Annotated in this window: 18 protein-coding genes; 5 read left to right on the top strand and 13 right to left on the bottom strand. The window is 40.9% G+C overall.

The window, feature by feature from the left end:
• Nucleotides 1-65 precede the first annotated feature (65 nt).
• The 3 genes from BVC88_RS12990 to BVC88_RS12980 all read left to right on the top strand — a co-directional run bounded on the left by BVC88_RS12990 (nt 66) and on the right by BVC88_RS12980 (nt 3,258).
• Nucleotides 66-569: a nuclear transport factor 2 family protein gene (locus BVC88_RS12990; RefSeq protein ID WP_075351125.1), complete on the top strand. Its 504-nt coding sequence runs from the start codon at nt 66-68 to the stop codon at nt 567-569.
• 166 nt (nt 570-735) lie between these two features.
• A complete protein-coding gene (locus tag BVC88_RS12985; protein ID WP_075351124.1) occupies nt 736-1,722 on the top strand; it encodes an alpha/beta hydrolase in 987 nt (328 codons plus the stop codon).
• 363 nt (nt 1,723-2,085) lie between these two features.
• Nucleotides 2,086-3,258 (top strand): alpha/beta hydrolase-fold protein, encoded by a 1,173-nt coding sequence (locus tag BVC88_RS12980; RefSeq protein WP_075351123.1) that lies wholly within the window; start codon nt 2,086-2,088, stop codon nt 3,256-3,258.
• A gap of 243 nt (nt 3,259-3,501) precedes the next feature.
• Here BVC88_RS12980 and tnpA read toward each other — a convergent pair whose 3' ends face one another.
• Both tnpA and BVC88_RS12965 read right to left on the bottom strand, forming a co-directional pair.
• On the bottom strand, nt 3,502-3,948 hold the full coding sequence (gene tnpA, locus BVC88_RS12975; RefSeq protein WP_075351122.1) for an IS200/IS605 family transposase: 447 nt from the start codon (nt 3,946-3,948) through the stop codon (nt 3,502-3,504).
• 1,116 nt (nt 3,949-5,064) lie between these two features.
• On the bottom strand, nt 5,065-6,237 hold the full coding sequence (locus tag BVC88_RS12965) for a hydroxymethylglutaryl-CoA reductase (RefSeq protein ID WP_075351120.1): 1,173 nt from the start codon (nt 6,235-6,237) through the stop codon (nt 5,065-5,067).
• 455 nt (nt 6,238-6,692) lie between these two features.
• Here BVC88_RS12965 and BVC88_RS12960 point away from each other — a divergent pair, with 455 nt between their 5' ends.
• The gene (locus BVC88_RS12960) at nt 6,693-7,100 is read left to right on the top strand and encodes a hypothetical protein (protein ID WP_139316569.1); all 408 of its coding nucleotides are present in this window, start codon (nt 6,693-6,695) and stop codon (nt 7,098-7,100) included.
• Nucleotides 7,101-7,225: 125 nt separating this feature from the next.
• On the opposite strand, the gene BVC88_RS12955 is transcribed toward BVC88_RS12960, so the two are convergent.
• Nucleotides 7,226-7,783: a DUF3347 domain-containing protein gene (locus BVC88_RS12955; protein ID WP_075351118.1), complete on the bottom strand. Its 558-nt coding sequence runs from the start codon at nt 7,781-7,783 to the stop codon at nt 7,226-7,228.
• Nucleotides 7,784-7,932: 149 nt separating this feature from the next.
• The gene (locus BVC88_RS12950; RefSeq protein WP_075351117.1) at nt 7,933-8,628 is read right to left on the bottom strand and encodes a PepSY domain-containing protein; all 696 of its coding nucleotides are present in this window, start codon (nt 8,626-8,628) and stop codon (nt 7,933-7,935) included.
• 323 nt (nt 8,629-8,951) lie between these two features.
• On the opposite strand from BVC88_RS12950, the gene BVC88_RS12945 reads away from it, so the two are divergent.
• Nucleotides 8,952-9,680, top strand: a complete 729-nt coding sequence (locus BVC88_RS12945) for an FkbM family methyltransferase (RefSeq protein ID WP_075351116.1) — start codon at nt 8,952-8,954, stop codon at nt 9,678-9,680.
• A 106-nt stretch (nt 9,681-9,786) separates the two neighbouring features.
• Here BVC88_RS12945 and BVC88_RS12940 read toward each other — a convergent pair whose 3' ends face one another.
• The 9 genes from BVC88_RS12940 to BVC88_RS12900 all read right to left on the bottom strand — a co-directional run bounded on the left by BVC88_RS12940 (nt 9,787) and on the right by BVC88_RS12900 (nt 22,753).
• Entirely contained in the window at nt 9,787-10,239 is a 453-nt protein-coding gene (locus tag BVC88_RS12940; protein WP_075351115.1) for a DUF305 domain-containing protein, read from the bottom strand.
• Between the two features lie 143 nt (nt 10,240-10,382).
• Nucleotides 10,383-12,164 (bottom strand): efflux RND transporter periplasmic adaptor subunit, encoded by a 1,782-nt coding sequence (locus BVC88_RS12935; RefSeq protein WP_075351114.1) that lies wholly within the window; start codon nt 12,162-12,164, stop codon nt 10,383-10,385.
• A 4-nt stretch (nt 12,165-12,168) separates the two neighbouring features.
• Nucleotides 12,169-13,584 carry a TolC family protein gene (locus BVC88_RS12930; RefSeq protein ID WP_075351224.1) on the bottom strand — a complete coding sequence of 472 codons (1,416 nt, stop codon included), beginning with the start codon at nt 13,582-13,584 and terminating at the stop codon, nt 12,169-12,171.
• Complete coding sequence (locus tag BVC88_RS12925) at nt 13,584-17,390, bottom strand: efflux RND transporter permease subunit (protein WP_075351113.1); 3,807 nt, start codon at nt 17,388-17,390, stop codon at nt 13,584-13,586. Before BVC88_RS12925 ends, BVC88_RS12930 begins: the two co-directional genes overlap by 1 nt.
• Before the next feature lie 93 nt (nt 17,391-17,483).
• Nucleotides 17,484-17,900 carry an HYC_CC_PP family protein gene (locus BVC88_RS12920; RefSeq protein WP_139316568.1) on the bottom strand — a complete coding sequence of 139 codons (417 nt, stop codon included), beginning with the start codon at nt 17,898-17,900 and terminating at the stop codon, nt 17,484-17,486.
• A gap of 157 nt (nt 17,901-18,057) precedes the next feature.
• Complete coding sequence (locus BVC88_RS12915; protein WP_083639093.1) at nt 18,058-18,555, bottom strand: CHY zinc finger protein; 498 nt, start codon at nt 18,553-18,555, stop codon at nt 18,058-18,060.
• A 19-nt stretch (nt 18,556-18,574) separates the two neighbouring features.
• Complete coding sequence (locus BVC88_RS12910; RefSeq protein ID WP_075351111.1) at nt 18,575-18,784, bottom strand: heavy-metal-associated domain-containing protein; 210 nt, start codon at nt 18,782-18,784, stop codon at nt 18,575-18,577.
• 162 nt (nt 18,785-18,946) lie between these two features.
• Nucleotides 18,947-21,175, bottom strand: coding sequence for a heavy metal translocating P-type ATPase (locus tag BVC88_RS12905; protein WP_083639098.1), 2,229 nt, complete (start codon nt 21,173-21,175; stop codon nt 18,947-18,949).
• A gap of 189 nt (nt 21,176-21,364) precedes the next feature.
• Nucleotides 21,365-22,753: a Gfo/Idh/MocA family protein gene (locus tag BVC88_RS12900; protein WP_075351109.1), complete on the bottom strand. Its 1,389-nt coding sequence runs from the start codon at nt 22,751-22,753 to the stop codon at nt 21,365-21,367.
• Nucleotides 22,754-22,859: the final 106 nt, after the last annotated feature.

Below are 22,859 nucleotides of genomic sequence, written 5' to 3'. Positions count from 1 at the left end.
ACTCTGGCATCATTGCGGATAATCAGATTTTATTAAATGATCCTACTACTTAAAATGACAGCTAAATGAAATACATAATTGCTTTCGCATTGCTTATCCTTGTTTACAGTTGCAGTCAAAAGGAAAAGTCCAGTTCGGACTCGACCTCAGACGCGCAAAATGAACTTCGAGTAAGCCAGGCTGATACCTTGGCCATTAAAAACATAATTCAAATTCAAGCCGGGAGTAAGAATTTTGAAGAGCGTGAAAAAATATGGGCTGAGGACGGTCGATGGCTTCAAGCCTTTGGACGTGTTTTCTATGGAAAAGACACTATTATAAAGTTTATCAAAGTGCTGCACAACAATCCGGGATTTGCAGTATCCACAGCAAGTAAATATGATGAACCTGAAATTAAGTTTCTAAGACCTGATGTCGCTGTAGTTCATCAGCATCATGAACGAGAAGGACAGCTAATCAACGGAGTGGTAACGCCAACAAGAAGGATAAATACAACTTATATTATGACCAAGGAAAATGGTACTTGGCTACTGAGGGATAAAGTGACAATGGATGAAAGAGAGCGATAAAATACTAAAATCCCCTCGCTAGGCGTAGGCTGTTGGACTGGATTACATCCTGCTGAACAGTTAAGCGAAAAAAATATTAAAACGTCACCACAACACTTTTTTCAGGTACTAAAAGTTGGAAGCAAGTTAAGAGGAACACATCATCATCATAAACGAGTAATTAAGAATGAAACCACTACTAATCATTTTCTTTATTTTCATTACATCAAATTGTTTTTGTCAGTCACATTCATTTTACTCGGATCTAGACACCTTAAGCATTGACTCAGAAATATTTGGAACTATAAGGAAAATCACTGTAAGTATTCCTAAAGATTATGACAGACTAAAGCAAGCCAAAAACTGTATTCTTTATGTGGATGGTGATGATGAGGAAATTACAGCTACGATTCTACAGGCGACAAATAACTTGTATTTGTACGATGATATACCACAAAGCATTTTAGTGGGAGTGATTCACGAAAACAGAGACCAAGAGTTACAGGAGAAAAATAAACTTTATGATTTTATCTCCACTGAGGTGCTTCCTGTAATTTCAGAAAAATATATTTTAAAGGAAGAAATCACAATTGTAGGACACTCTTTTGGAGCATATTTCGCAACCTATTGTTTTCTAAAAAACAATAAACTTTTCAATAATTGTGTTGCGATAAGTCCTTCCTATTGGCCAAATCAAAATGATATTTATACAATCGCTGAACAAGAATTAGAGCAGCAGGGAAACCTTACAGGAAATTTTTATTTAGCCATTGGTGATAAAAGATGGGATGATATTTCTTTAAGAGATGGTGTTTTTAAATTTAAAAGCATGATTGAAAGAGATGAAAGAGATTTTAATTTCCGCTACAATGATTTAATCGGTTTCAATCACAATTCTTCTCCCACCGTTGGATTTGGATTAGGATTAAACTTTTGCTTTGACGAATGGGAGTGGGGGAGCGTAGTTGAAGAACAAAATAGTAGAATAGAATCATTCCCGGATTTTTGGCGTCATTATGAATTAAAAGCTGATGCCTTAAGTCACCTTAATCGAACAGATGAAGCCATAGAAACTTATAAGATTTCAATAGAAAAATTGAAGTTGGACAAGGAAATCACGGCTACCGACAGGAATCTTTTCTTAAAAAGACTAGAGGACAAAATAGGGAGATAAAAAACCTGCTTGGCGTGATCAAACCCCCTCTGGGAGTAGTTAGTTTGCATGGGTTAATCCGCGTCAATTGTCGGGATTTAATGGCTCGAAACAACACCTCCATAAGTAATCTATTAGCCCCGCCCAAGACTAAAACAATTCCCCATATCTCATGATTTTTTAGCGCCGTGTACTTCCAGCCATCAGAACCATGGCCTTCGATCAAATCAAAAGTCCTTTGCACAACTTGGATTTTTAGATAAAAAGCTGTTGGTTCAAGTAATCTAAAAACACCGCGACTTTTGTCCTAAGTAGGCTTTATCCCACAACTAGCGCAATTGCTATGCGAAGCAAAATGTTGCCAATCACATAGAAACCAGCAGAATGAGTAAAAAAATCATTATCGTACTGTTCTTCCTAATTGGAGCAAATCAAGTAAAATCACAGGATGTCGAACAAATTGTAATCGGCACTAAACATATCCTCCACTCCAATATTTTGAATGAAGATCGAGAATATTGGATTAGCCTACCTGACTCTTACAGCAAAGAAGGATCATCCTATAAGAAATACCCTGTGCTTGTCTTACTTGATGGGAATATCCACTTCAAGGCAATTTCTGGGATGGTCAACTACATGAGTTCTGATTCATACCGAAGTTGGAAAATTCCAGAGATGATAGTAGTAGGTATTCAAAATGTAGATAGAAGACGAGACTTCACACCTGATAAAATTGTAACGGTAAGGGAGAATAATTCAGGTGGTGGAGAAAGCTTTCTAAGCTTTTTGAATGATGAACTTATTCCCGAAATAGATCAAAAATATAGAACAGAACCTTATCGAATTCTTTTTGGACATTCATTAGGTGGTTTATTGGCTACCCATGCCTATATGAAAGAAGAGACTCTATTCAATGCATTCATTGCCGTTGACCCAAGCTTTGGCACCTGGGACGAAGAAACCATGGACCAAAAATTAGATGCTGTGACGAGTCGGTCATTTGAAAGATACATTTACATAGCCACTGCAAATTGGGGTAAAAGAAATATCCGAAATCGTGATCGTCATGTAAGGTTGTACGAGGCATTGAACAGTAAATGTGAAGGAGAATTTCCTGCAAAATTGGAATACTTTGAAAATGAAAGTCATGGCTCTGTTCCACCATTAGCTTTTTACAATGGAATTTCAACCATTTTTGAAGGCTATGATTTTTCCAATCGGAATGTGGAAAGCATTGAGGAGCTAATTCAGCATTATCAGTCACTTTCTCAGCGGCTTTCATGGGATTTTCGGCCTCCGGAGCAGCTAGTAAATCGATTAGGGTATGGATTGCTTCAAAGTCGAAATGAGATTGACAAGTCCAAGGCATTAGCTTTTTTCATCCTGAATACAAAAAACTTTCCAAATTCCTTTAATGCTTATGATAGCTTGGGAGAGGCTTATGAATCTCTGGGAGATACAAAAAAAGCGATCGAGAATTATAAAAAATCACTTGAGCTCTATCCTAATAATGAACATGCAAGATTGAAGATAGAAAGCTTAGGAAATAACCAATAAATACAAGGGACAACTTAAAAGGGGAGAGAATTTTATAAAAAGAGTACAAGTCCCAGGAAATAGGAAATCGAAGAATCAGACTAGTATAAAGGGCTATGCTTTGCAAAGAATCTAACTCCTGTGCGTGGCTGAAAGCCATGCATAGAAGATCCCGAAGAGATCTAACCTTTCATATAGCTCCCGGTGAAACCGGGGGAACAGGTAAATGGTAGCAGAAATACCAACACCCAAAGGGTGTTGAACTTATAAACGATACTTTGAATCAAAATCAACTTCATATTCCTTTAATAAGGCTTTGTATTCATCCAAAAATGAAACCTTAGTATGATGCTCCTCTTGGTTTTTGATGTAATTCATTAGTGCTTCTTTAGCCTTGATGGATTCAGAAAATGCACCGTAACCATCTTGCCACCCACTAAAATTCGGGAAAATCCCTTCCTTTTTGATCAAATCATTTGTGGCTAATTTGATGTCTTTTACCAGATCAGAAATTACAACTGAAGGATGGATGTGAGTTAAAATATGGAGATGATCTTCCACTCCGTTGATCCTATAAAGGTGACAATTTTTATTAGTGAGGAGTTGATGGATGTAGGCAAATAATCGGCGTCTGTGGTCTTTAATAAGAGTGGGTTCCCGATGTTTGGTAGAAAAAACGATGTGGTAAATCAATTGTGTATAGGTGCTCATAAAAATTAGGTTGAAGTAGAAAAATGGGTTGTAGAAATTTAGAGTAATTAGTTGTGATTGACAATGGGTCCTACAGAAAAAGTTCGACCACCTTCGGGGTCGTGGGATGTTTTGGGTCATTTTGTCCATGGGTTGTCACCCATGGTTATTGAGTGGTTTGACCACTTGGTGGTCTTGCTTTCTTATTAACAAATCATATGATTTTTGGTCCGAGATCCCGAAGGGACGGAACCTTTCAATAACCTCCGTTAAAACCGAGGGATGGGAAAATCAAGAATGGATAAGACTCGTCTTAATATCGCATACAGGTTTTCACCCATATTTAGTGAGTGGTTTTGCCACTTGGTGGTAAGGCTTTCTTATCAAAAAGTCGGATAATTTTTTGATGGAGATCCCGAAGGGATCGAACCTTTCAATAGCTCCCGGTAACACTGGGAAATGGGAAAATCAAGAATGGAGAAGATTTGTCCAAATATCCCACACAGGTTGCTACCCATGTTTATTGATCGCTTTGACCACTTGTTGGTCTTACTTTCTTACCAAAAAGTCGGATAATTTTTGGACCGAGATCCAGTAGGGATCTAACTTTTCAATTAACCGCGGTAACACTGGGAAATGGGAAAATCAAGAATAGAGAAGACTCGTCTAAATATCGCATACAGGTTTTACCCATGGTTAGTGAGTGGTTTTGCCACTTGGTGGTCAGGCTTTCTTATTAAAAAGTCGGATAATTTTTGGACCGAGATCCAGTAGGGATCTAACCTTTCAATAACCCCCGGTAAAACCGGGGGATGGGAAAATCAAGAATGGAGAAGACTTGTTCAAATATCCCATAATGGTTTCCACCCATGGTTAGTGAGTGGTTTAGCCACTTGGTGGTAAGGCTTTCTTATCAAAAAGTCGGATAATTTTTTGATGGAGATCCCGAAGGGATCGAATCTTTCAATAACCCTAGGTGAAACCTAGGGAACAGGTAAATGGTAGCAGAAATATCAACACCCAAAGGGTGTTGAACTTTTTGAAAATGGAATTACAAATCCCGAAGGATAGTCGAGTTTAATTTCTCCCGCTAGTTATTCTTTGATCGAAAAACCTGGATTAAAATGATTCTTAACCCTAAACAAGGTTCAATGAACTGTCTTTTTTCATTATTCTTTTTCTGCCATGAGCTTTATGCGCAGCTGCAAAATGGCCTTCTGCAATAGCAGCGCCTATAGACAATTCTCCTGCCAAGGTCACTGCGCAACAAATTTCCGCAAACTTCCCTACATCCTCTGGTGTACTACAATCCATTAATTCCAAAGATTCCTTTTGTGTAGGCAATCCCGTGCCACCTCCAACTGTACCTACAATCAATCCTGGTAAGGTCATCGACGCATACAAATCACCATTACTTTTGGCCTCCATTCTTTCAATCCCAACAGCTGCCTCTGCAATACAAGCCACATCCTGACCACATGCGATGAAAATGGAAGTAAGGGCATTTGTGATGTGTGCAGGATTACCGACTGCACCAGATTGGATGGCAGCCAAGGTTCCTGTCATCCAGAATTTTGAAATATTCTCAGCTGTTGACTTGAGTACCTTTTGAATAACTTCTTTCGAAATCACCACTTCAGAAATCACTTTTCTACCTCTCACATTACTTAGAGATCTGAAATTTGCCTTTTTATCTCCGGACATATTTGCCTCTATATAAAATAGAGTTGGTTTCAGAGGTGCTTGATCTAGCACTTGTCTCAAAACCTGATCAGTAACGATAGTTACCATGTTTTGACCTGCCGCTGCGCCAGTTTCAAAGGAAAGGGTTAAATGCACCCCATTTCCCTCGTGCAAGACTTCCATGTTTAAAAGCTTGGCGTAATTACTAGCTTGACTAACTCCAGTACTTAGTAAGGACTCTTTAGATTTTATCCAGGTTGCAAAGTGTAAGGCATCTATCAAGCTATCAAATTCAAAATAGGGACTTCGCTGTACCTTGTTGGAAAGAGTTCTGGATGTAAAACCTCCGCATAATGAGCCAGCCTTTATGCCTCTATCATAGGATGCCACAAGAGCTCCTTCTGTCGTAGCCATCGGCACCCAATGCTTACTAATTCCTGCTGTGCCATTCAAAAGTAAGGGCCCAGCTAGACCAATAGGCACTTGCGCAAAGCCAATGAAGTTTTCGATATTACCTTTGAATGACTGTGAATGGTCAATAGGTTGCTGACCGCTAATGTACTTAGGGTGCTTATTTTCCTTACTCAGCTTATCCAGGTACTTGTTTGGTTTGTCCGTAAAATTCATCTTACAATATTAACATTACTAAACCATTACTTCTGAATTACAGAAAATTACAATGGTATGATTTAAGAGACTTTAGTTTAAAGATTGTCTTTTTCAACAAATTTGGATTTGTTTTCAAAAGCTAAATCAAAGACTATCTAACCAAACCTTTTGTTTTATCATTCAAATCAAAAGAATATGAACTTCAAATAGGTATTCTAGGGCTTGGTATTTAGCTGAATGATTCAAATAAATTGAAAAAGTCCCCTGCTCGGCTTAGTCAAATCTTTGATAGGGACTAGTTAAGATTTGAAACCCCAAACTCTCAACCCCATTTGGAATGGGTTCAGCATCTAAAGAAGAAAGTTCGACCACCTTCGGGGTCATGGGATGTTTTGGGTCATTTTGCCCAGTTTGAATTTTCTGTTAACTTAAAAAAGGATTGAAAATAAGTGATATACAAAAACAAGGAAAAAATGCATACTAAGACTCTTGGCTTCTTTTTACTGTTTCTGATTTTTGGTTTTACAAGTTCCTGTGATAGGCCTCAATGCGAAAATACGAATCCTATATTTGACCAATTCGCTCCCGACACCAGAGATTATAAAGAAGAATTGGCGAGGCAGATGAATGCAATTGGATTGGATAATCTAGAGTATTGGTTTGATCAATCCCAGGCGATCAGTGACAAAGAGTTTTATGAAATGTACATTCAGGGTAAAGGTCTATGTGCTAAAATAATTGTAGAGAATAAAAGCAATCGCAAGAATTTAGGGGATGGGAGTTACCGTGGTGTAGCCTTAGAAGGAGTAATAATTCAAACTGAACAGAACTCCTCAGAAACAAATTTTATTTTAGAGAAAATTGAAAGTATTGTTGATTGAGGGTGATTTAAGCTCAATTTGGTGAGAATACATTTTAAAACACATGCCTAAATAAAAAGCGTTGCCCCGAATTGATTCAGGGCTACGCTTTTATATGAATTGGTAATTTAAAATCAGCTTGAGGATCAAATCTCTTCCTCAACAGAACCGCAAGTCAGCATTTTGTCACCGAAATAGGGGTTTCGGATTTGATCGGAAGCACTCAACCAGAAGGCACCGGTATTATTCTTTGCCATAGGACAGTATTGCTTATACAATTTCCCTTCTGTTAGCATTTCGCTTTTTGCCAAAATCAAAACCTGCTGTGAAAGGAGGTCGAAGGCTACACGCTGTACTTCTGGATCAGTAGAATTAGCGATTTGTTCTGCGGCTACCTTCAAAGTCTCCTTAGTTTGGATCGAGGATTTCTCTAAAACTGAAAGCATTTTCTTTGCTTCGACACTGGCTTTTTCACCGTCAGTAGCTACGAGTTGATCCTTCAAGCCCAAGTAGGAATTGATGATTTCAGTAGTCTCTTCATTGCTAAATGAAACTGACGTAGCAGGTATAGACTCCGTGGATTCGCTGGATTCAGCCTCATGTAATTCTTGAGTGTTTTCTTCTTGGTTTGAAGTTTTCTCCGAGCAGGCAAAAGTCAAACTTACAGCGCATGCCAGTAAAAGGGTGTTTTTTAAACTTGTCATTTTATAAGTGTTTATTTTCTATTCGTTTACAATCTCCCCACAATTGAGGAGCTCTTATTCACCCCCGATACCTATCGGGGCTCTTATTCTCTTAATCTCTATTCCCTATTCCCCAATCCCCGATCCCCATTCTCCATTCTCTTAATCTCTCATTTTACTAACACCTTTCTCTTTTTCCTCGTCATAAAAAACAAGGTAAAACCAGAACCAACCGCAGCCAGTCCCGCCAATGAAAACACACGAAGCAGCAGATTGTTGAAATTGTCTCTGCCGGCATAGTCCATGGTATGAAACATCCAGAGGAAGTCAAACCAGCGCCAGCTTCGATGACGGACACGTTCGAAGTTTCCGCTTTTGGCGTCAATATAAGCAGTCAGGTTCTCGGGATGCTCAAAATGAATCGCCCAAGCGGGGAGGGGACGTCCTCGGTATTCATGATGAGAACCGGTTTCAGTCAGGTATTCCGCTTTTCGAATCCCAAAGTCACCTTTGATGTAGATTTGAGCAATTTCTTTGGCTTCAGTTTCTGAGATTTCTCCATGAAGCGCTCCTGTTTTGGCATTGAAAAGTTGTTTTTCATTCACCCAGTAATAAGGCTGATGGATCACAAATCGGAGTTCCATGGTCGAGATTTCCAAAGTAGAATCCAAAGTTGCAGGATTCACCAGATCGCTGACCGATTGATGCATCATATGCGTCTCATGAAACTGATCGCCGTGAATCTCATCGATATTAGTCCAACTGAAATACAAACCTGAGATGGTCCAGAGAAGGAATTGAATTCCGATGAATACTCCCAGGAATCGATGAATTTTACGCGCGAAGTATTGATTGTTTTTTCTCATGAATTGATCCTGAAGTACAAGATAGGGCACAAAGTAAGGGGAGAATGCCTAAAGTTAAAATGCTATTTTCAAAAGTTTCCTGTCAAAGGATAACTGACCAAATGGCTTTTAAATCAGAAAACTAAATTCAGAAATCAGGAAGGATTAATAAATCAGGACAATCCTTTAAAGTAAGAAAATAGAAGGTGAAGTTAAAGTTTGTGGAGTCCTTGGACTAGAAATGCCTATTTTGAGATTCATTTTAAAAGATTGCTAATTTTAACGACTCCAAAATTTGCAGATAGGTGAATTTTTAAATGATCAAGTAATAGAAAACCACTTCAATGATAAAAATACATAAGCTTCTAAAGTCCGCTGGAACATGGGTTTACCTCAAGTTTTTAATTCTCATAGGATTTAGAAAACTTTTCAACTTGAAGACTAAGTTTGTTTTCTCACAAACCGGTGAGGATATGATCTTATATATGCTTCTCCGTGACATCCATGATGACGATCTTTTTTACATAGATGTGGGCTGTAATGACCCTATTCATGACTCAAATACCTTTCTTTTTTATTTAAATGGAGGTTCAGGGATTTGCATTGATGGCAATAAATCATTGATCGATAAGCATAAAAAAATCAGGACAAGAGATATTTCTATCTGTAGTCTCGTCTCTGATGAAGTGGAGGAAGTGACTTTTTATATTTCAAAGGAAAATCGGGTTAGTACAGCCAGTAAAGAGGTCATGATTAACAATTCTAACCGTTGGGAATTTGGCGATAAACTAAACCTGAAAACCAGAACGCTGAATGAAATTTTGGACAGCAATCTACCAAAAGGACAAGCTATTCATCTGCTTTCTATTGACGTCGAAGGCTATGATTTCAAGGTTTTGAAGTCAATTGATTTAGAGAAATATCAACCAAAAGTCATAGTCATTGAGATGCATTCTTTTTCGTTGGATCCTGAATTCTTAAAGTCAGATGAGGTAATCCTATACCTTCAATCTTTTGGATATTCACTGAAGTATTACGCTACTTTTAATGCCTACTTTGTTCGAATATCCTAATGAATCAGCCAAATGCAAGTCCCCATCCGGATTTAGGATTACGGTCTACTTATTTTTAACAGGTAGGGAAAACAAGCGATATTTCCCTACTTCAATACGATTTCCATTAATCTGACAGTCTGTCAATCATCGCTTTCATCTGAGCGATTTCCCTTTTTTGGGCCTCGATGATTTCTTGTGCGAGCTTTTGCGCCTCAGGGTCTTTCAGATGGGCCTTTTGACTGACCATGATAGCCGAAGAGTGATGCGGAATCATTGCTTTCATCCATTGGATATCAGCTATTAATGTCTGGTTTCGAAGCATCGTTAATGTGCTTATGAAGACCACAAAAGCAGTAGCAATGATGATGTAATTCACTTTTTTGTTTTCATACATTCCCCACATAAAGAGCATCATTGTTACTGCCATCGGAGCGATCATCAGGATGGTCATATAAGTTCGGGTAGTACTGAGCATGACATGATCAAATACGTCGGCATTTAAAAACATTACTCCATACATGATGACAAAAGAAACAGCCATCATCAATGCGAATTTTTGATAAGATTTGTTTTTCATGATTTGGATTAATTTTAGTCCTTTTTGTAAATCCGAAGAAAGAAGCCGTAAGGCTATTGTCGGAGTTTGGAGGCAGGATCTTTAATCTTACAATCAAACTTCCGGCAAAACGGGATAATCGATACATGACAATCGATACCATTTTAGTGTTGATGTTCGCCGGAATTAATCGCAGGTTTAGTGTCAGCAAAATCCAACACAGTTTGACCTTTCAGATAAGTCTTAGTTACTTCTCCGCAAGCCAGCATTGATTTACCAAAGTAAGGATTACGAATTTCTTCAGATTCACTCAGCCAATAAGCTCCTTTATTATCAAAAGCCATCGGGCAATATTCTTTGTACACCTTGTCTTTTGTCAGTCCAAAGGTCTCTGTCAAATTCAGAAATGCTTGGGAAAGTGGTGAGAAATGCCGGCGTTGATTTGCGATTTCAGATTCCTTTGTGATCAATCCTGCTGCTTTTTGAATTTCGCTTCGGATAGCCATCCATTTGTCATGTCCTGGGCCTTCGACCAAGCTCATATCCACTTTGGAAAGATTGCTTTGTAATGTTGCTGCCGCTTTTTGAGTGGCTAAAGCATCATCACTGACCAAGCTGTTTTTCACTTTGAAATATTCTTCGGTTAACTGCGTGAGTTGAGACTGGAAAATAGTAGAAACTTCTACAGTTTTGTTCTCCGGACGGTTCATCATGCTATATCCACCAGCTAATTGTGAAGCCGCATCAATAGCAAATACACCATTGGTAACAATCTCTTCACCGGCCTCTAAACCCGCCTCTACGCTGTACATTTCCCCAATTTTGGAGCCAATAGTAATTTCCCGCATCTCATAAGAAGGGTATTCGGCATTGGGAACTTTCACATAAACTATGGAACGCTTACCAGACCAAAGCAAAGCAGTTCGTGGAATGGCAATAGCAGTGTTTTGCCCCTTTGAATTGGTCTTCACTTTTGCAGAAACAAACATTTCCGGCAAAAGCTTTCCATTCGGATTTGCCAGCTCTGCGCGGAGCGAAGCTGCACGTGTTGTAGGATTAATAATCGGATCGATGTAAGTGACTTTTGCGGTAAAAGTTTGGCCGGGAATGCCAGCTGCAGTAAATGAAATCGGATTTCCAACAGCGACCAACGGTAAATCAGATTCGTAGGCATCGAGCATGACCCAGATTTTATCTAGGTCGACCACATTGAAAAGAACGGTTCCGGTATTGACATAATCACCCACAGCAATATTGCGCTGGGTAACTATTCCGCTATGACTGGCTAAAATGTCAAATGCGGTGATCGTGTTTCCCGAATTTTCAATGCTGGAAATCTGAGCTTCGGTCAATTTCCAAAGCCGCAATTTTTCAAGGGCAGCCTGATACAATTCTGGAAAAACCGATTTAGTCTTTGCTGCTTCAGCTAGTTCTTTTTGTGCGGTCATCAATTCAGGGGAATAGACGGTGGCCAGTTTTTGCCCAGCTTTGACTTTCTCTCCTGTAAAGCTGACGAAGAGCTTTTCAATTCTTCCTGGAAACTTGGCTGTCACCGATGCATTTTGGCGCTCATCAGCTTCGATTTTTCCAGTCAGAAGCAATTCGCCATCACTACTCATTCCTCCTACGATGCTTGTTTGGATATTCGCCATAGCAATGGCTTCCGCAGTCATTTCATGCACCATTGGATTTGAAGATCCAGATCTATTTCCTGAAACCAGCGGGATCAAATCCATCCCACAAATCGGGCAATCTCCGGGTTCATTCAATTTGATCTGAGGATGCATGGAGCAAGTCCAGAGTTGATCTGCAAGCGCTTCTACTCCGTGATCATGTCCATCCTCCGCAACGTTTGGTTCGGATGGACTGATCAGCCAGCCTATACTGATCCCGATTAACAGGATCAATCCGCCAAATAGTATTGACTTTCTAGTTTGAGTTTCCATGGGATTAATTAGAATAAGAGTTAAGCGAAGTAGCTGAAAGCATATCCAGCATAGCTATGGAATTATATTGTTTGGTGATGGCAGCGATTTTCGAAAATTCATAATCCAACACCAATTGCTGGGCACGAAGTACTTCTTCAAAATATTGTCCATTGGTGGCATAAGCAGTGAGTAGCAAGCTTAAGTTTTGCTTTGCCAGTTCTAATTGAGCATCAAAAAGCTCGACTTTGCGGTTGGCATCTTCAAAATCCCGAATCGCTTTTGACCAACCAATCTCCAATTGATTCATGGTGTTTTCTTTTTTGAATCGAAGGGACTCCTGAAGGAGCTCTGCTTCCTTGATTCGAGCATGGGTTTTCTTTCGGTAGATCGGTAGACTCATCGTCACCATGGGCATGATCATATCGTTTCCTCCCATGGACATACCATCTTCGATTCGTGGTTTGAAAGGCATGTAATTTACCCCTGCACCGAGCATTGGTCTACCGTCAAGTTTGGCCATTTCCTTTTGAGATTCCAGTGCTAAAAGCTCTGCATCATACATCGCAAGCATGGGATTGTTGGCGCTGATACTATCTAGGATAAGTTGCTTGTCGATACTCAGTTCGAAAGGCAACAAGGGCTCAGGGTTAGCGATTTCCGCATCCCGGTCTCCATTCATCAATTTATTCAACTCCACTTCTAGCAGGACTTTGTTTGCCTCAAGCAATTGCAAATCATTTTCCAGTGTGTTGATCTGAAGTCGAATTCGAAGCACATCCGTCATTCCCGGTCCAGTGGCACTCATCACAGAAGGGCTTGACATTCCCGAGCTTTTGCTTGAATTGGACATGCTTTGAGATTGATTTCCCATAGAATTCATTCCTCCTGCACCTGCGGAAACGCTGGAGTTTGAGGATGATGCCATTGGAGTCGCATTCGGACCGGAGGCCGAAGAAGAAGCGCTTTCAAAACGAATCAAGGCCATTCGCTCGTATTTGCGGAGGATTTCCAGGTTTTCTTCGGTGATTCGAATTTCCTGCTGTAATTCTGCCAGCGCATACCATGTCGTTCTAAATTGATAGAACAGGTTGTTTTTGGCATCCAAGAAAAGTTGGTATCGAGCTAATGCCATTTGATCAGCTTCAGATTCTTGTGCTTTGAGCATTCCAAACCAAGGGAACATCTGCATCAATCTAATATCCGCCTGCTGATTTCCCATAAATCGCTCCATGGAACGAAAGAAGAATCCAACCTGTAGCTCCGGATCTGGAAGACTGACTTGACCACCTCTTTCAGTAGCGGCCAAGTAATCTTGGTATGCAGCTTTTAGCCCAGGGTTGTTTTCTGCAGCCTTGACCAGGTAGTCATCCAAACTTTGCGCAAGCGAAACTGACCCAAATCCAGCCAGTAGCAGTAATGATAGAATTAGCTTATTCATTAGTTCTTGTTTTTTAATTTTCGCTCGGCCCACCAGCTATAGAGCACCGGGACAAGGAAAAGAGTGATCAATTCGATGGTCATTCCCCCAAAAGAAGGAATCGCCATGGGAATCATAATATCCGAACCTCGACCGGAAGAGGAGAGTACCGGAATCAACGCCAACAGGGTAGTGGCAGTAGTCATCAGACAGGGAAGAACTCGCTTTTTGCCAGCTTCTAAAACTGCTTCTCTGATTTCTTTCACTGTTTCGGGACTATTGGAATCAAAACTTTGCTTCAAATAGGAAGCGACTACCACGCCGTCATCTGTGGCTATTCCGAACAAAGCGATAAATCCCACCCAAACGGCTACGCTGAGGTTGTAGGTTTTCATTTGGAAGAGATCTCGCATCTCTGTTCCGAAGAAAGAGAAATTCAAAAACCAATCCTGTCCATAAAACCATAGCATCAAGAATCCTCCGGAAAAAGCCATTGCAATTCCTGAGAACACAAAAACTGTGGTGGAAATGGATTTGAACTGAAAGTAGAGAATCAAGAAAATCGCAATCAAACAGAGTGGCACAACAATAGCCAAGCGCTGCTCTGCGCGGAGTTGATTTTCATAAGACCCCGAGAAAACATATCGGACTCCAGCTGGAACAACCAATTCCCCGGAATCAATTTTACTTTTCAGGTAGCGCTGCGCATCCTCGACTACCGTTACCTCTGCAAAACCGGGCATTTTGTCCAAAAGCACATAACCCACGAGAAAGCTATTTTCGCCTCGAATCATATCCGGGCCAGGGCGATAAGTGATATTTGCCAATTGTCCTAAAGGAATGTAATTCCCCATAGGAGTTGGGACTTGAATGCTTTCAATTGCCGCTGGATCATCCCGGAATTCACGGGCATAGCGAACTCGAATTGGGAACCGCTCCCGACCTTCGACGGTGGTGCTGAGTTTCATGCCTCCGATTGCCGTTTCAATAAAGTCCTGTACATCCACGACATTCATTCCGTATCGTGAGATTTGCTCTCGATCTATATCGAGCTCGAGGTAGGGTTTGCCTACAATTCGATCCGCAAAGACAGCTTCTTTCTTCACGGATGGGACTTCCTTAAGGTATCCCTCCAGCTTCATTCCAAACTCCTCGATCGTCTGAAGATCAGGACCATATACTTTGATTCCCATCGGGGCCCGCATCCCTGTTTGGAGCATCACCAGACGAGTCTCGATCGGTTGAAGCTTTGGCGAGGAAGTAACTCCAGGGATATTAATCACTCCGATAATTTCTTCCCAGATATCGTCAGGAGACTTGATTTCAGTTCGCCACTGTCGGAAATATTCCCCATTGTCATCCGGAATCAAGTCTGAAGACTTGACTTTACTTGGAGTATTCAAGCTTGGATCATAGAATTCACCTGATTTCAATTCATAGAAACCATCTGAATTGACCTTGTATCGACGTCGATTTCCATCAGCATCTGTTGCATATTCAGATTTGTAATTGATCGTATTCTCAAACATGGAAATTGGCGCTGGATCGATTGCAGTTTCTGCACGGCCGGCTTTTCCTACGACCAAATCAACCTCCGGAATTGCTGTGACCAACATATCGAGTCGTTGAAGGACTTCTTTATTTTCGGCCATCCCGGAATGCGGCATTGTCGTCGGCATCAAGAGAAATGATCCTTCATTTAGTGAAGGCATAAACTCTTTACCAAGACCAGGGAAGCTGTGGCTCATGCTTGACCAAAAGCTGGTAGCACGAAGATTCCAGCCAATGCGATCAGCAGAATTTGAAAATACCCCGAAAACCCGGTCAAATCCTAACCAAACATTTACCCCAAGAAGCAAAATAACAATTGGAAGGATCAAGAATTTCCCTTTGTTGTTCAAGCACCAAAGGAGGATATGGGAATAATAGCGAAGAAAAATCGAGAAGATTCCCAAGACCATTCCGATGATTAATCCAATAAATAAGAAGTTGGAAAAAAGGCTATTGGAAACACCTAGCGGAAGCCATTTGATTGTCAGTAACCATGAAATGGCTATTACTGTAATTCCCACTCGGATATAATCCTGATAAATACCAACTCGCTCAGGATAATAGCTGATCAGCAAATTAGCAACTCCAAAGGCAAACAAAACCCAGCCAGCCCAAGCCCAAACCGTAAAAGCGATGATTGGACCAAGTACTACCAAAGCGATATTCAGGTAAAGGCTTCTAGACTTACTGGCACTTTTCATTGAAAAAACCCAATGCGAAAATGCAGGCATGATCAATAGTGTAAAGATCAATGCCGAAATCAAGGCGAAAGATTTTGTGTATGCCAATGGGCCAAAGAGCTTTCCTTCCGCGGCTTGAAGGGTAAACACAGGTAGAAAGCTGACAATAGTCGTACTCACTGCAGTAAGAATCGCCGAGGCAACTTCAGTCGTAGCCAAGTAAATCGTTTTCAATTTTGGTTGACCTGCTGGAGCATCTCCCAAATGGCGGAGCACGTTCTCATTGAGAATTATCCCCAAATCAACCATAGTTCCAATTGCGATGGCAATACCTGAAAGAGCAACGATATTGGCATCAACACCGAAGTATTTCATAAAAATGAAACACATCAACACTGCCAAAGGCAATAATGCGGAAATCAGGAAGGAGGCTCGAAGGTTGGAAACCATTACCACGATCACGATAATGGTAATCAGGATCTGTAAGGAAATAGCCTCGTAAAGGGTACCAAGTGTTTCGAAAATCAATCCAGATCGATCGTAGAAAGGCACAATGGTTACTTTGGATACTCGGCCATCAGCTAAAGTTTTGGAAGGTAAGCCTTCCGAAAGTTTCTCGATTTCTTCTTTAACTCCTTGAATCACCGCCAGCGGATTGTCTCCATATCTGGCGATAACTACTCCACCTACAGCTTCCGCACCGGATTTATCCAATATTCCGCCCATGTTACGGAGTTGAGGACCGATGTTTACTTTGGCGACATCCTTGATTCGAATGGGGACATTGTCGGTGACTTTGACCACGGCCATGTCCAGATCCGAGAGTTCTTCTACATAGCCAAGCCCTCGCACGAAGTAGTCCACTCGGTTGACTTCAATGGTATTTGCGCTGACATCCAGATTGCTTTTTCTTACTGCCTGCATCACATCCATCAGCGTCACCCCATTTGCTTTCAAAGCAGCAGGATCTACGTCAACTTGGTATTCTTTGACATAACCACCGACGGATGCAACTTCGGAAACTCCTTCGACAGCGGTCAAGGAATAGCGGACATAATAATCTTGAATAGTGCGTAATTCATGTAAATCCCATCCGCCGGCAGGATTTCCATCAGCATCCCGACCTTCCAGTGTGTACCAAAATACCTGACCAAGTGCCGTGGCGTCTGGTCCAAGTTTGGGTTGCACATCTTCCGGTAGTAATCCTGCAGGGAGAGAATTGAGTTTTTCCAGTACCCGAGATCGGCTCCAGTAGAATTCCGTATCCTCATCGAAAATGATGTAGATACTCGAAAAGCCGAAGGCAGAACTGCTTCTGACACTTTTTACACCTGGAAGACCTAGCAATGAAGTAGTGAGTGGATAAGTGATTTGATCTTCCACATCCTGCGGAGATCTTCCCATCCATTCGGTAAAGACGATTTGTTGATTTTCTCCAATATCTGGAATGGCATCCACTGGCACAGGGTCTCTTGGGAGAAAACCAGTATCCCAATTGAATGGCGCAGTCACTACTCCCCAAGCGATGATCAGCAGGAGCAAGAGTACAGTGACTAATTTGTTTTCAAGAAAAAACTTGATGATTTTATTTAGCATAATCAGATCCGGTAAACGAAATAGAAAGAATCCTTTGCCCAGACAGGCAAAAGCTTATTCTCCCAATTCAAATGAATTGGGCTACCGGAAAGATTAAATTAAGAAGGACTGGTAAAGTACTTGGAGGTCTTGCCTCAGAATAGGAGGAGGGTAATCTTGGTAATTAGTATGGTTTTCAATTGGGAAAAAAGAAATACCCAAGAAGGTATAAACCAGAGAAACCACAAACTCAGGGGAGTAATCTGAGGCAAGTTGGACCTTCTGTAGCTCTTGGTCTAAAACCAATAACTCAAACTCCTCATCACAGCAATCATTTTCTTCATGCTTAGAAGATTCTTGTTCCGAATGACAGTTAGGCTTCTTTTTAGCCATTTCGCATTCGATCTCAGTGGTTGAAAATCCAATCGCGCTCTCCATTTCAGTACCCATACAGAGGTGTATGGTCTTAGCCAATCCCACATTACTGAGGAGGATTAGAAGAGAAAACGCTATGGAGAGTATCTTTTTCAACGCTGTAAACTTACGGAATTATTGGGAAAGAGTTGGATATGGAATGTTTGGTGGGAAATGTCCGGTGTCGGATGTTAGACGAAATGTCAACAGATCACGGTCCACACTCTACTAAGCATGTCTTTAACGAGTGAGAACATTTCAATTTGAATCATTTCTAATTTTCACCAACTTCAGTCCCTTGGACTAATTTCAAATGGCTGTCGACTATCGTCTGTGGACTGTTGACTGGCAACTGCACTTCAGTTTCAAAATAAAGATGGTAATGCTTGCTACATCCTGGATTGAAAGCAGATATACAGTTGGGGCAAGTATTGTTGGAGTTTTGGTAATCGGTAATACTCAACTCTGTACCACATACTCCACAAAGGATGGCTTTGGTGTCAAATTCGGCTTTCGGCCAAACAGAAGGAGTGTGATCGGCTGTTTCCTCATGACAACTGAAACAGGGATAATACTTATCACAGCAATGAAATTTGATTGCGATAATATCCAAATCTGAATGCCAATGCTGACAACGGGTTTGCTGGTCAACAGGTTTTCCGTAGATATTGATGCCTTTGATCTCCGATCGAACCACCGGTAAAAGCGGTAATTGCTGGGAGATAACTTGTCCCGAGAAAAGGATAAAGAAGAAAAGAAGTAGCGCTTTCATACGTAAGAGTTATGTAAAACTACTCCGGTTTAGCTACAAATCCAGCTTTGATGACCGTTTTGAAAACATCTTCCGCACTCATGTCCTCAGATTCTATGGTTAGGATTCGATCCTCACTTTTTAAATCCACTTCCCAAGATTTTACCCGAGGCTCGGCATTAAGAATAGGAGTGACCTTTGCTAGGCAATTTCCACAGTTGATGTTGGTTTTGAATTTTTGAGTTTTCATGATATAGAAATTGGAAAATTAGAAGATTTTAAAATTAGAAAATTGATTTTAAGGTTTTAAGTAGAAATACGATTGAAATACTAAGCTTAAAGTGTCCTCTTCGCCCTATTTCGCGTAGTGTATTTCAATAAGTATTTCGCGCAGCGTATTTCTAATTTTCAATTATAAGGTTTTTCCCTTCAAACGAAGACTATTCAATACCACCGATACCGAACTTAAAGCCATTGCGCCGCCCGCAATCATGGGATCCAACAGGAAACCGTTGATCGGATATAAGATTCCAGCAGCGATCGGAATTCCAATAAGATTATAGATAAATGCCCAGAAAAGATTCTGATGAATTCCATTTACTGTAAGTTTAGAAAGATGGAATGCTTTTGGGATCACCTGAAGATCAGAAGAGATGATCGTCATCTTGGCCACATCCATGGCAATATCAGATCCATGCCCCATGGCAATACTTACATCTGCTTGTGCTAAGGCTTCAGAATCATTGATTCCATCCCCAACCATTGCTACGATCTTTCCCTCTGCTTGCAATTTCTTGATAAATTCAGATTTATCCGAAGGTAAAACCTCGGCTTTGAAATCTGTCAACCCAACTTGATCTGCAACAGCTTTTGCGGTTTGGGCATTATCTCCGGTGAGCATATAGACTGCTATTCCTTCCTTTTTCAAGCTTGTAACAGCGGCTTTTGAACTTGGTTTGATCGTATCCGCGATTGCAATTACCGCAAGTACTTTTGATTCATCAGCAAAGAAAACCACTGTTTTCGCTTCATTTCTCCATGTTTCAGCTGTGCTCAGAGATTCTGAATCTAATTCAACTCCTTTATCGGATAGTAATTTTTGATTTCCAACATAGTAATGATGACCTGATTCCGACTTAGCTTCTACACCATTTCCAGTGATGCTTTGAAAACCTTGAATCGATTCGGGATGAATGTTTTTCTCACTTAATGATTTTACTACAGCTTCCGCAAGTGGATGTTCCGAAGCTGATTCAATAGCGAATAAAATGGAAGCATATTCCTTTTCGCCACTTTCTGTTGTCCATTTCAGATTGGTTACACTGGTTTTTCCAGAAGTAATTGTCCCTGTTTTATCCAGGATAACTGCATTGACCTTATGTGCTAATTCCAGACTTTCGGCATCCTTAATCAGGATATTATTTTCAGCACCTTTTCCCACACCAACCATAATTGCTGTTGGTGTAGCTAATCCCAAAGCACAGGGACAAGCGATTACCAATACTGCAATGGAATTCATCAAGGCATGAGTAAATGCATCTTCTCCTCCGACTAGCATCCATACTGCGAAAGTCAGGATGGAAATCGAAATAACCACAGGGACAAAGATTCCGGCGATTTTATCCACCAGTTTCTGCACTGGGGCTTTACTTCCCTGAGCTTCCTGTACTCTTAAAATGATTTGAGACAGGAGCGTTTCGGTGCCCACCTTTTCTGCGATAAATCTAAAACTCCCTTTCTGATTGACTGTGCCTGCAAAGACGGTCTCACCTTCCTTCTTTTCCACAGCCAGAGGTTCTCCTGAAATCATGCTTTCATCAACAAAGGAATTACCGGAAATCACCTTGCCATCTACAGGGATTTTCTCCCCAGGACGGACAATGATTTCATAACCTTTTTGTACTGCCTCAATCGGGATTTCCTTCTCAACTCCGTCAATTTTAGCTTTTAGGGTTTTTGGTTGAAGCCCCATCAACTTTTTCAAAGCCGTGGTAGTATTCGATTTTGCGCGAGCTTCCAGCAGTTTTCCTAAGGTAATAAAAGTGATAATTACCGCCGCCGCCTCATAATACACATGAGGTTGAACGCCTCTAGAAATCCAGAATTCAGGAAATAAGGTATTCGCTAAACTGAACAAAAATGCAATTCCTGTACTCAGTGCGACAAGCGTATCCATATTGGCTTTTCGAAACTTAGCTTGCTTCCAAGCTCCGATAAAAAAAGGCTGTCCGAAATAGAAAAGGACTGGAACGGTCAATACCAGAGAAATCCACCTTCCAGGCTCCCAATCCATAAAAAGCATCCCAATCACCACCACAGGTACGGTTAGAATGGCTGACCAAATGGTTCGAAGTTTGATTTTTTGATATTCTTCAGCTTGGGCTTCGGCTACTACTTTGGAAGTATTTTCATCGGAAATGATTAGGCCATAGCCAATAGCTGTTAGCGCTTGGTTCAATTCCTCTGCATTGATTTCATCAGAATATTCTACCTGAACGGTGTTGGTGGCAAAGTTCACATTCGCTGATTTTACGCCATCGGTGTACTGAAGAATAGTCTCTACACTGGAAGCGCAAGCCGCACAGGTCATACCCGTGACTGGAAAAGTTCGTTTGGTGATATGCTGAGTTTCAGTTTCCATAAGGTAATTTAAGCTCATTCAATACATCTTAAGCAGCAGAAATTCATCTTAGACAACTCTTGTTTTAGAAGTGAATTTAGTGGTGCATTTTGTATTGAATTGCTCATAGTTAAACCCACTTAGCTTGAAAAAAAGTTCGGCCAATCTGAATTGAATCAAATTGGCCGAATTTCTAAAAGATATAAAGGATCAAACCAACTTCATCCCTTCAGGATCCCAGAGGATTGGTTTTTCTTGTGCTATGCTCATGTTGCAGGCTAGGGAAGGAGCAGCTGTCCGAAGTCCAAAAGAGGCATCCTCTAAGATTGGTGAACCAGTTCGAATTCCATTGAAGAAAACAATCAAATGATCCAGACGATCATCATAGTCTTTTTTGGCTTCAAAGGAGGTTGGCTTATTTTGCTCATATCCTCCGCCATTTGATACTCCGTAGGTCTCTTTGTACCATTTTTCAAAATCTTTTTTTTCTTGAGCGGAGAAACTAGTAAAGGAATCGTAACCACCATAACCAGGGATCGGGTTTCTTTTTAAGGTTTTGACGGTAAAGTCATTCCATCCAATCGTGATAACTCCATCAGTTCCGACAAACTTCATCCCAAATTCACCTTTTCCTTCACCATCACAAAGGTTGACTCTAGTAGTGACTTGGAAGGAATCATGGCGCTCATTTTTTGGATAGGTCATAATGGCATTGATGACATCGTATGCATCACGGCCATCTTTCCAATATTTCAAATCCCCAGCACTGAATATTTTGGTTGGACCGTGAGAGTCAGTGATCGTATGCACTGAGGTGAGCAAATGAACAATCAAATCACCTGCTGCTCCAGTGCCATATTCCTTATAATTTCTCCATCGGAAAAAGCGCTTCGCATCAAATGGAATCTTTGGAGCATATCCCAAAAAGGTATCAAAATCTACGGTCTCAGGACTTGCATCAGTTGGGATGGAATAATTCCATGCGCCATTCGAATCCGTTCGATCACAATAGGCAGATACAAAAGTCAGATCTCCGATCACGCCTGATTGCAAGACTTTTTTTGCTTCCAAAATTGCAACAGAACTTGCCCGTTGACTACCGACTTGGAAAACTTTACCTGAAGCTTTCTGGGCATCAATGATCGCTTGTCCATCTTCGATTCGCTGCACCATTGGTTTTTCACAGTAGACGTGTTTTCCAGCTTTCATCGCATCTATCGCGATTCGTTGATGCCAATGATCTGGGGTACAGATCAAGACCGCATCGATGTCTGGGCGAGCTAAAAGTTCTCGGTAATCCATGGTGGTAAATAAGTCCTTGCCCCATTTTTCCTTGGCGTATTCAATTCGGCCTTTATATAAGTCACATGCGGCAACCAATTCCACACCTTCTACCAATAAGGCAGTATCCGTATCGTAATGACCGATAATCCCTGCTCCGATTAAACCAATCCGGATTTTATCATTTTTGGAAGTCTTGATTTGAGATTGGAGTTCGATGGATTTAGCAGAAGCCGGTGTGCTGATTCCTGCTCCAATTGAGGCTAAAGCAAGGCTTCCGGAGGCCTTTTTCAGAAAGTCTCTGCGTTGATTTTTCATGGTTTTGGGTTTAATGGTTAATAGCACTATAAGATCAGGGATTTTAAATCAAAAGGCAATTAATGCTTGATTAATGGATTAGATTCATTCTGAAAAAATTGCAAAT

This window comes from Algoriphagus marinus, from assembly GCF_001936475.1.
GTDB classification, from domain to species: domain Bacteria; phylum Bacteroidota; class Bacteroidia; order Cytophagales; family Cyclobacteriaceae; genus Algoriphagus; species Algoriphagus marinus.
The sequence above is the reverse complement of the archived record's forward strand: the minus strand, read 5'-3'. Positions and strand labels throughout refer to the sequence as shown.

Coding starts and splice junctions, on each gene's coding strand:
- BVC88_RS12910 (WP_075351111.1), bottom strand. CDS start 18,784: ATGAAAACTCAAAAATTCAAAACCAACATCAACTGTGGAAATTGCCTA.
- BVC88_RS12905 (WP_083639098.1), bottom strand. CDS start 21,175: ATGGAAACTGAAACTCAGCATATCACCAAACGAACTTTTCCAGTCACG.
- BVC88_RS12960 (WP_139316569.1), top strand. CDS start 6,693: ATGCATACTAAGACTCTTGGCTTCTTTTTACTGTTTCTGATTTTTGGT.
- BVC88_RS12915 (WP_083639093.1), bottom strand. CDS start 18,555: ATGAAAGCGCTACTTCTTTTCTTCTTTATCCTTTTCTCGGGACAAGTT.
- BVC88_RS12945 (WP_075351116.1), top strand. CDS start 8,952: ATGATAAAAATACATAAGCTTCTAAAGTCCGCTGGAACATGGGTTTAC.
- BVC88_RS12940 (WP_075351115.1), bottom strand. CDS start 10,239: ATGAAAAACAAATCTTATCAAAAATTCGCATTGATGATGGCTGTTTCT.
- BVC88_RS12950 (WP_075351117.1), bottom strand. CDS start 8,628: ATGAGAAAAAACAATCAATACTTCGCGCGTAAAATTCATCGATTCCTG.
- BVC88_RS12955 (WP_075351118.1), bottom strand. CDS start 7,783: ATGACAAGTTTAAAAAACACCCTTTTACTGGCATGCGCTGTAAGTTTG.
- BVC88_RS12980 (WP_075351123.1), top strand. CDS start 2,086: ATGAGTAAAAAAATCATTATCGTACTGTTCTTCCTAATTGGAGCAAAT.
- BVC88_RS12990 (WP_075351125.1), top strand. CDS start 66: ATGAAATACATAATTGCTTTCGCATTGCTTATCCTTGTTTACAGTTGC.
- BVC88_RS12930 (WP_075351224.1), bottom strand. CDS start 13,584: ATGAATAAGCTAATTCTATCATTACTGCTACTGGCTGGATTTGGGTCA.
- BVC88_RS12925 (WP_075351113.1), bottom strand. CDS start 17,390: ATGCTAAATAAAATCATCAAGTTTTTTCTTGAAAACAAATTAGTCACT.
- BVC88_RS12935 (WP_075351114.1), bottom strand. CDS start 12,164: ATGGAAACTCAAACTAGAAAGTCAATACTATTTGGCGGATTGATCCTG.
- BVC88_RS12965 (WP_075351120.1), bottom strand. CDS start 6,237: ATGAATTTTACGGACAAACCAAACAAGTACCTGGATAAGCTGAGTAAG.
- BVC88_RS12900 (WP_075351109.1), bottom strand. CDS start 22,753: ATGAAAAATCAACGCAGAGACTTTCTGAAAAAGGCCTCCGGAAGCCTT.
- tnpA (WP_075351122.1), bottom strand. CDS start 3,948: ATGAGCACCTATACACAATTGATTTACCACATCGTTTTTTCTACCAAA.
- BVC88_RS12985 (WP_075351124.1), top strand. CDS start 736: ATGAAACCACTACTAATCATTTTCTTTATTTTCATTACATCAAATTGT.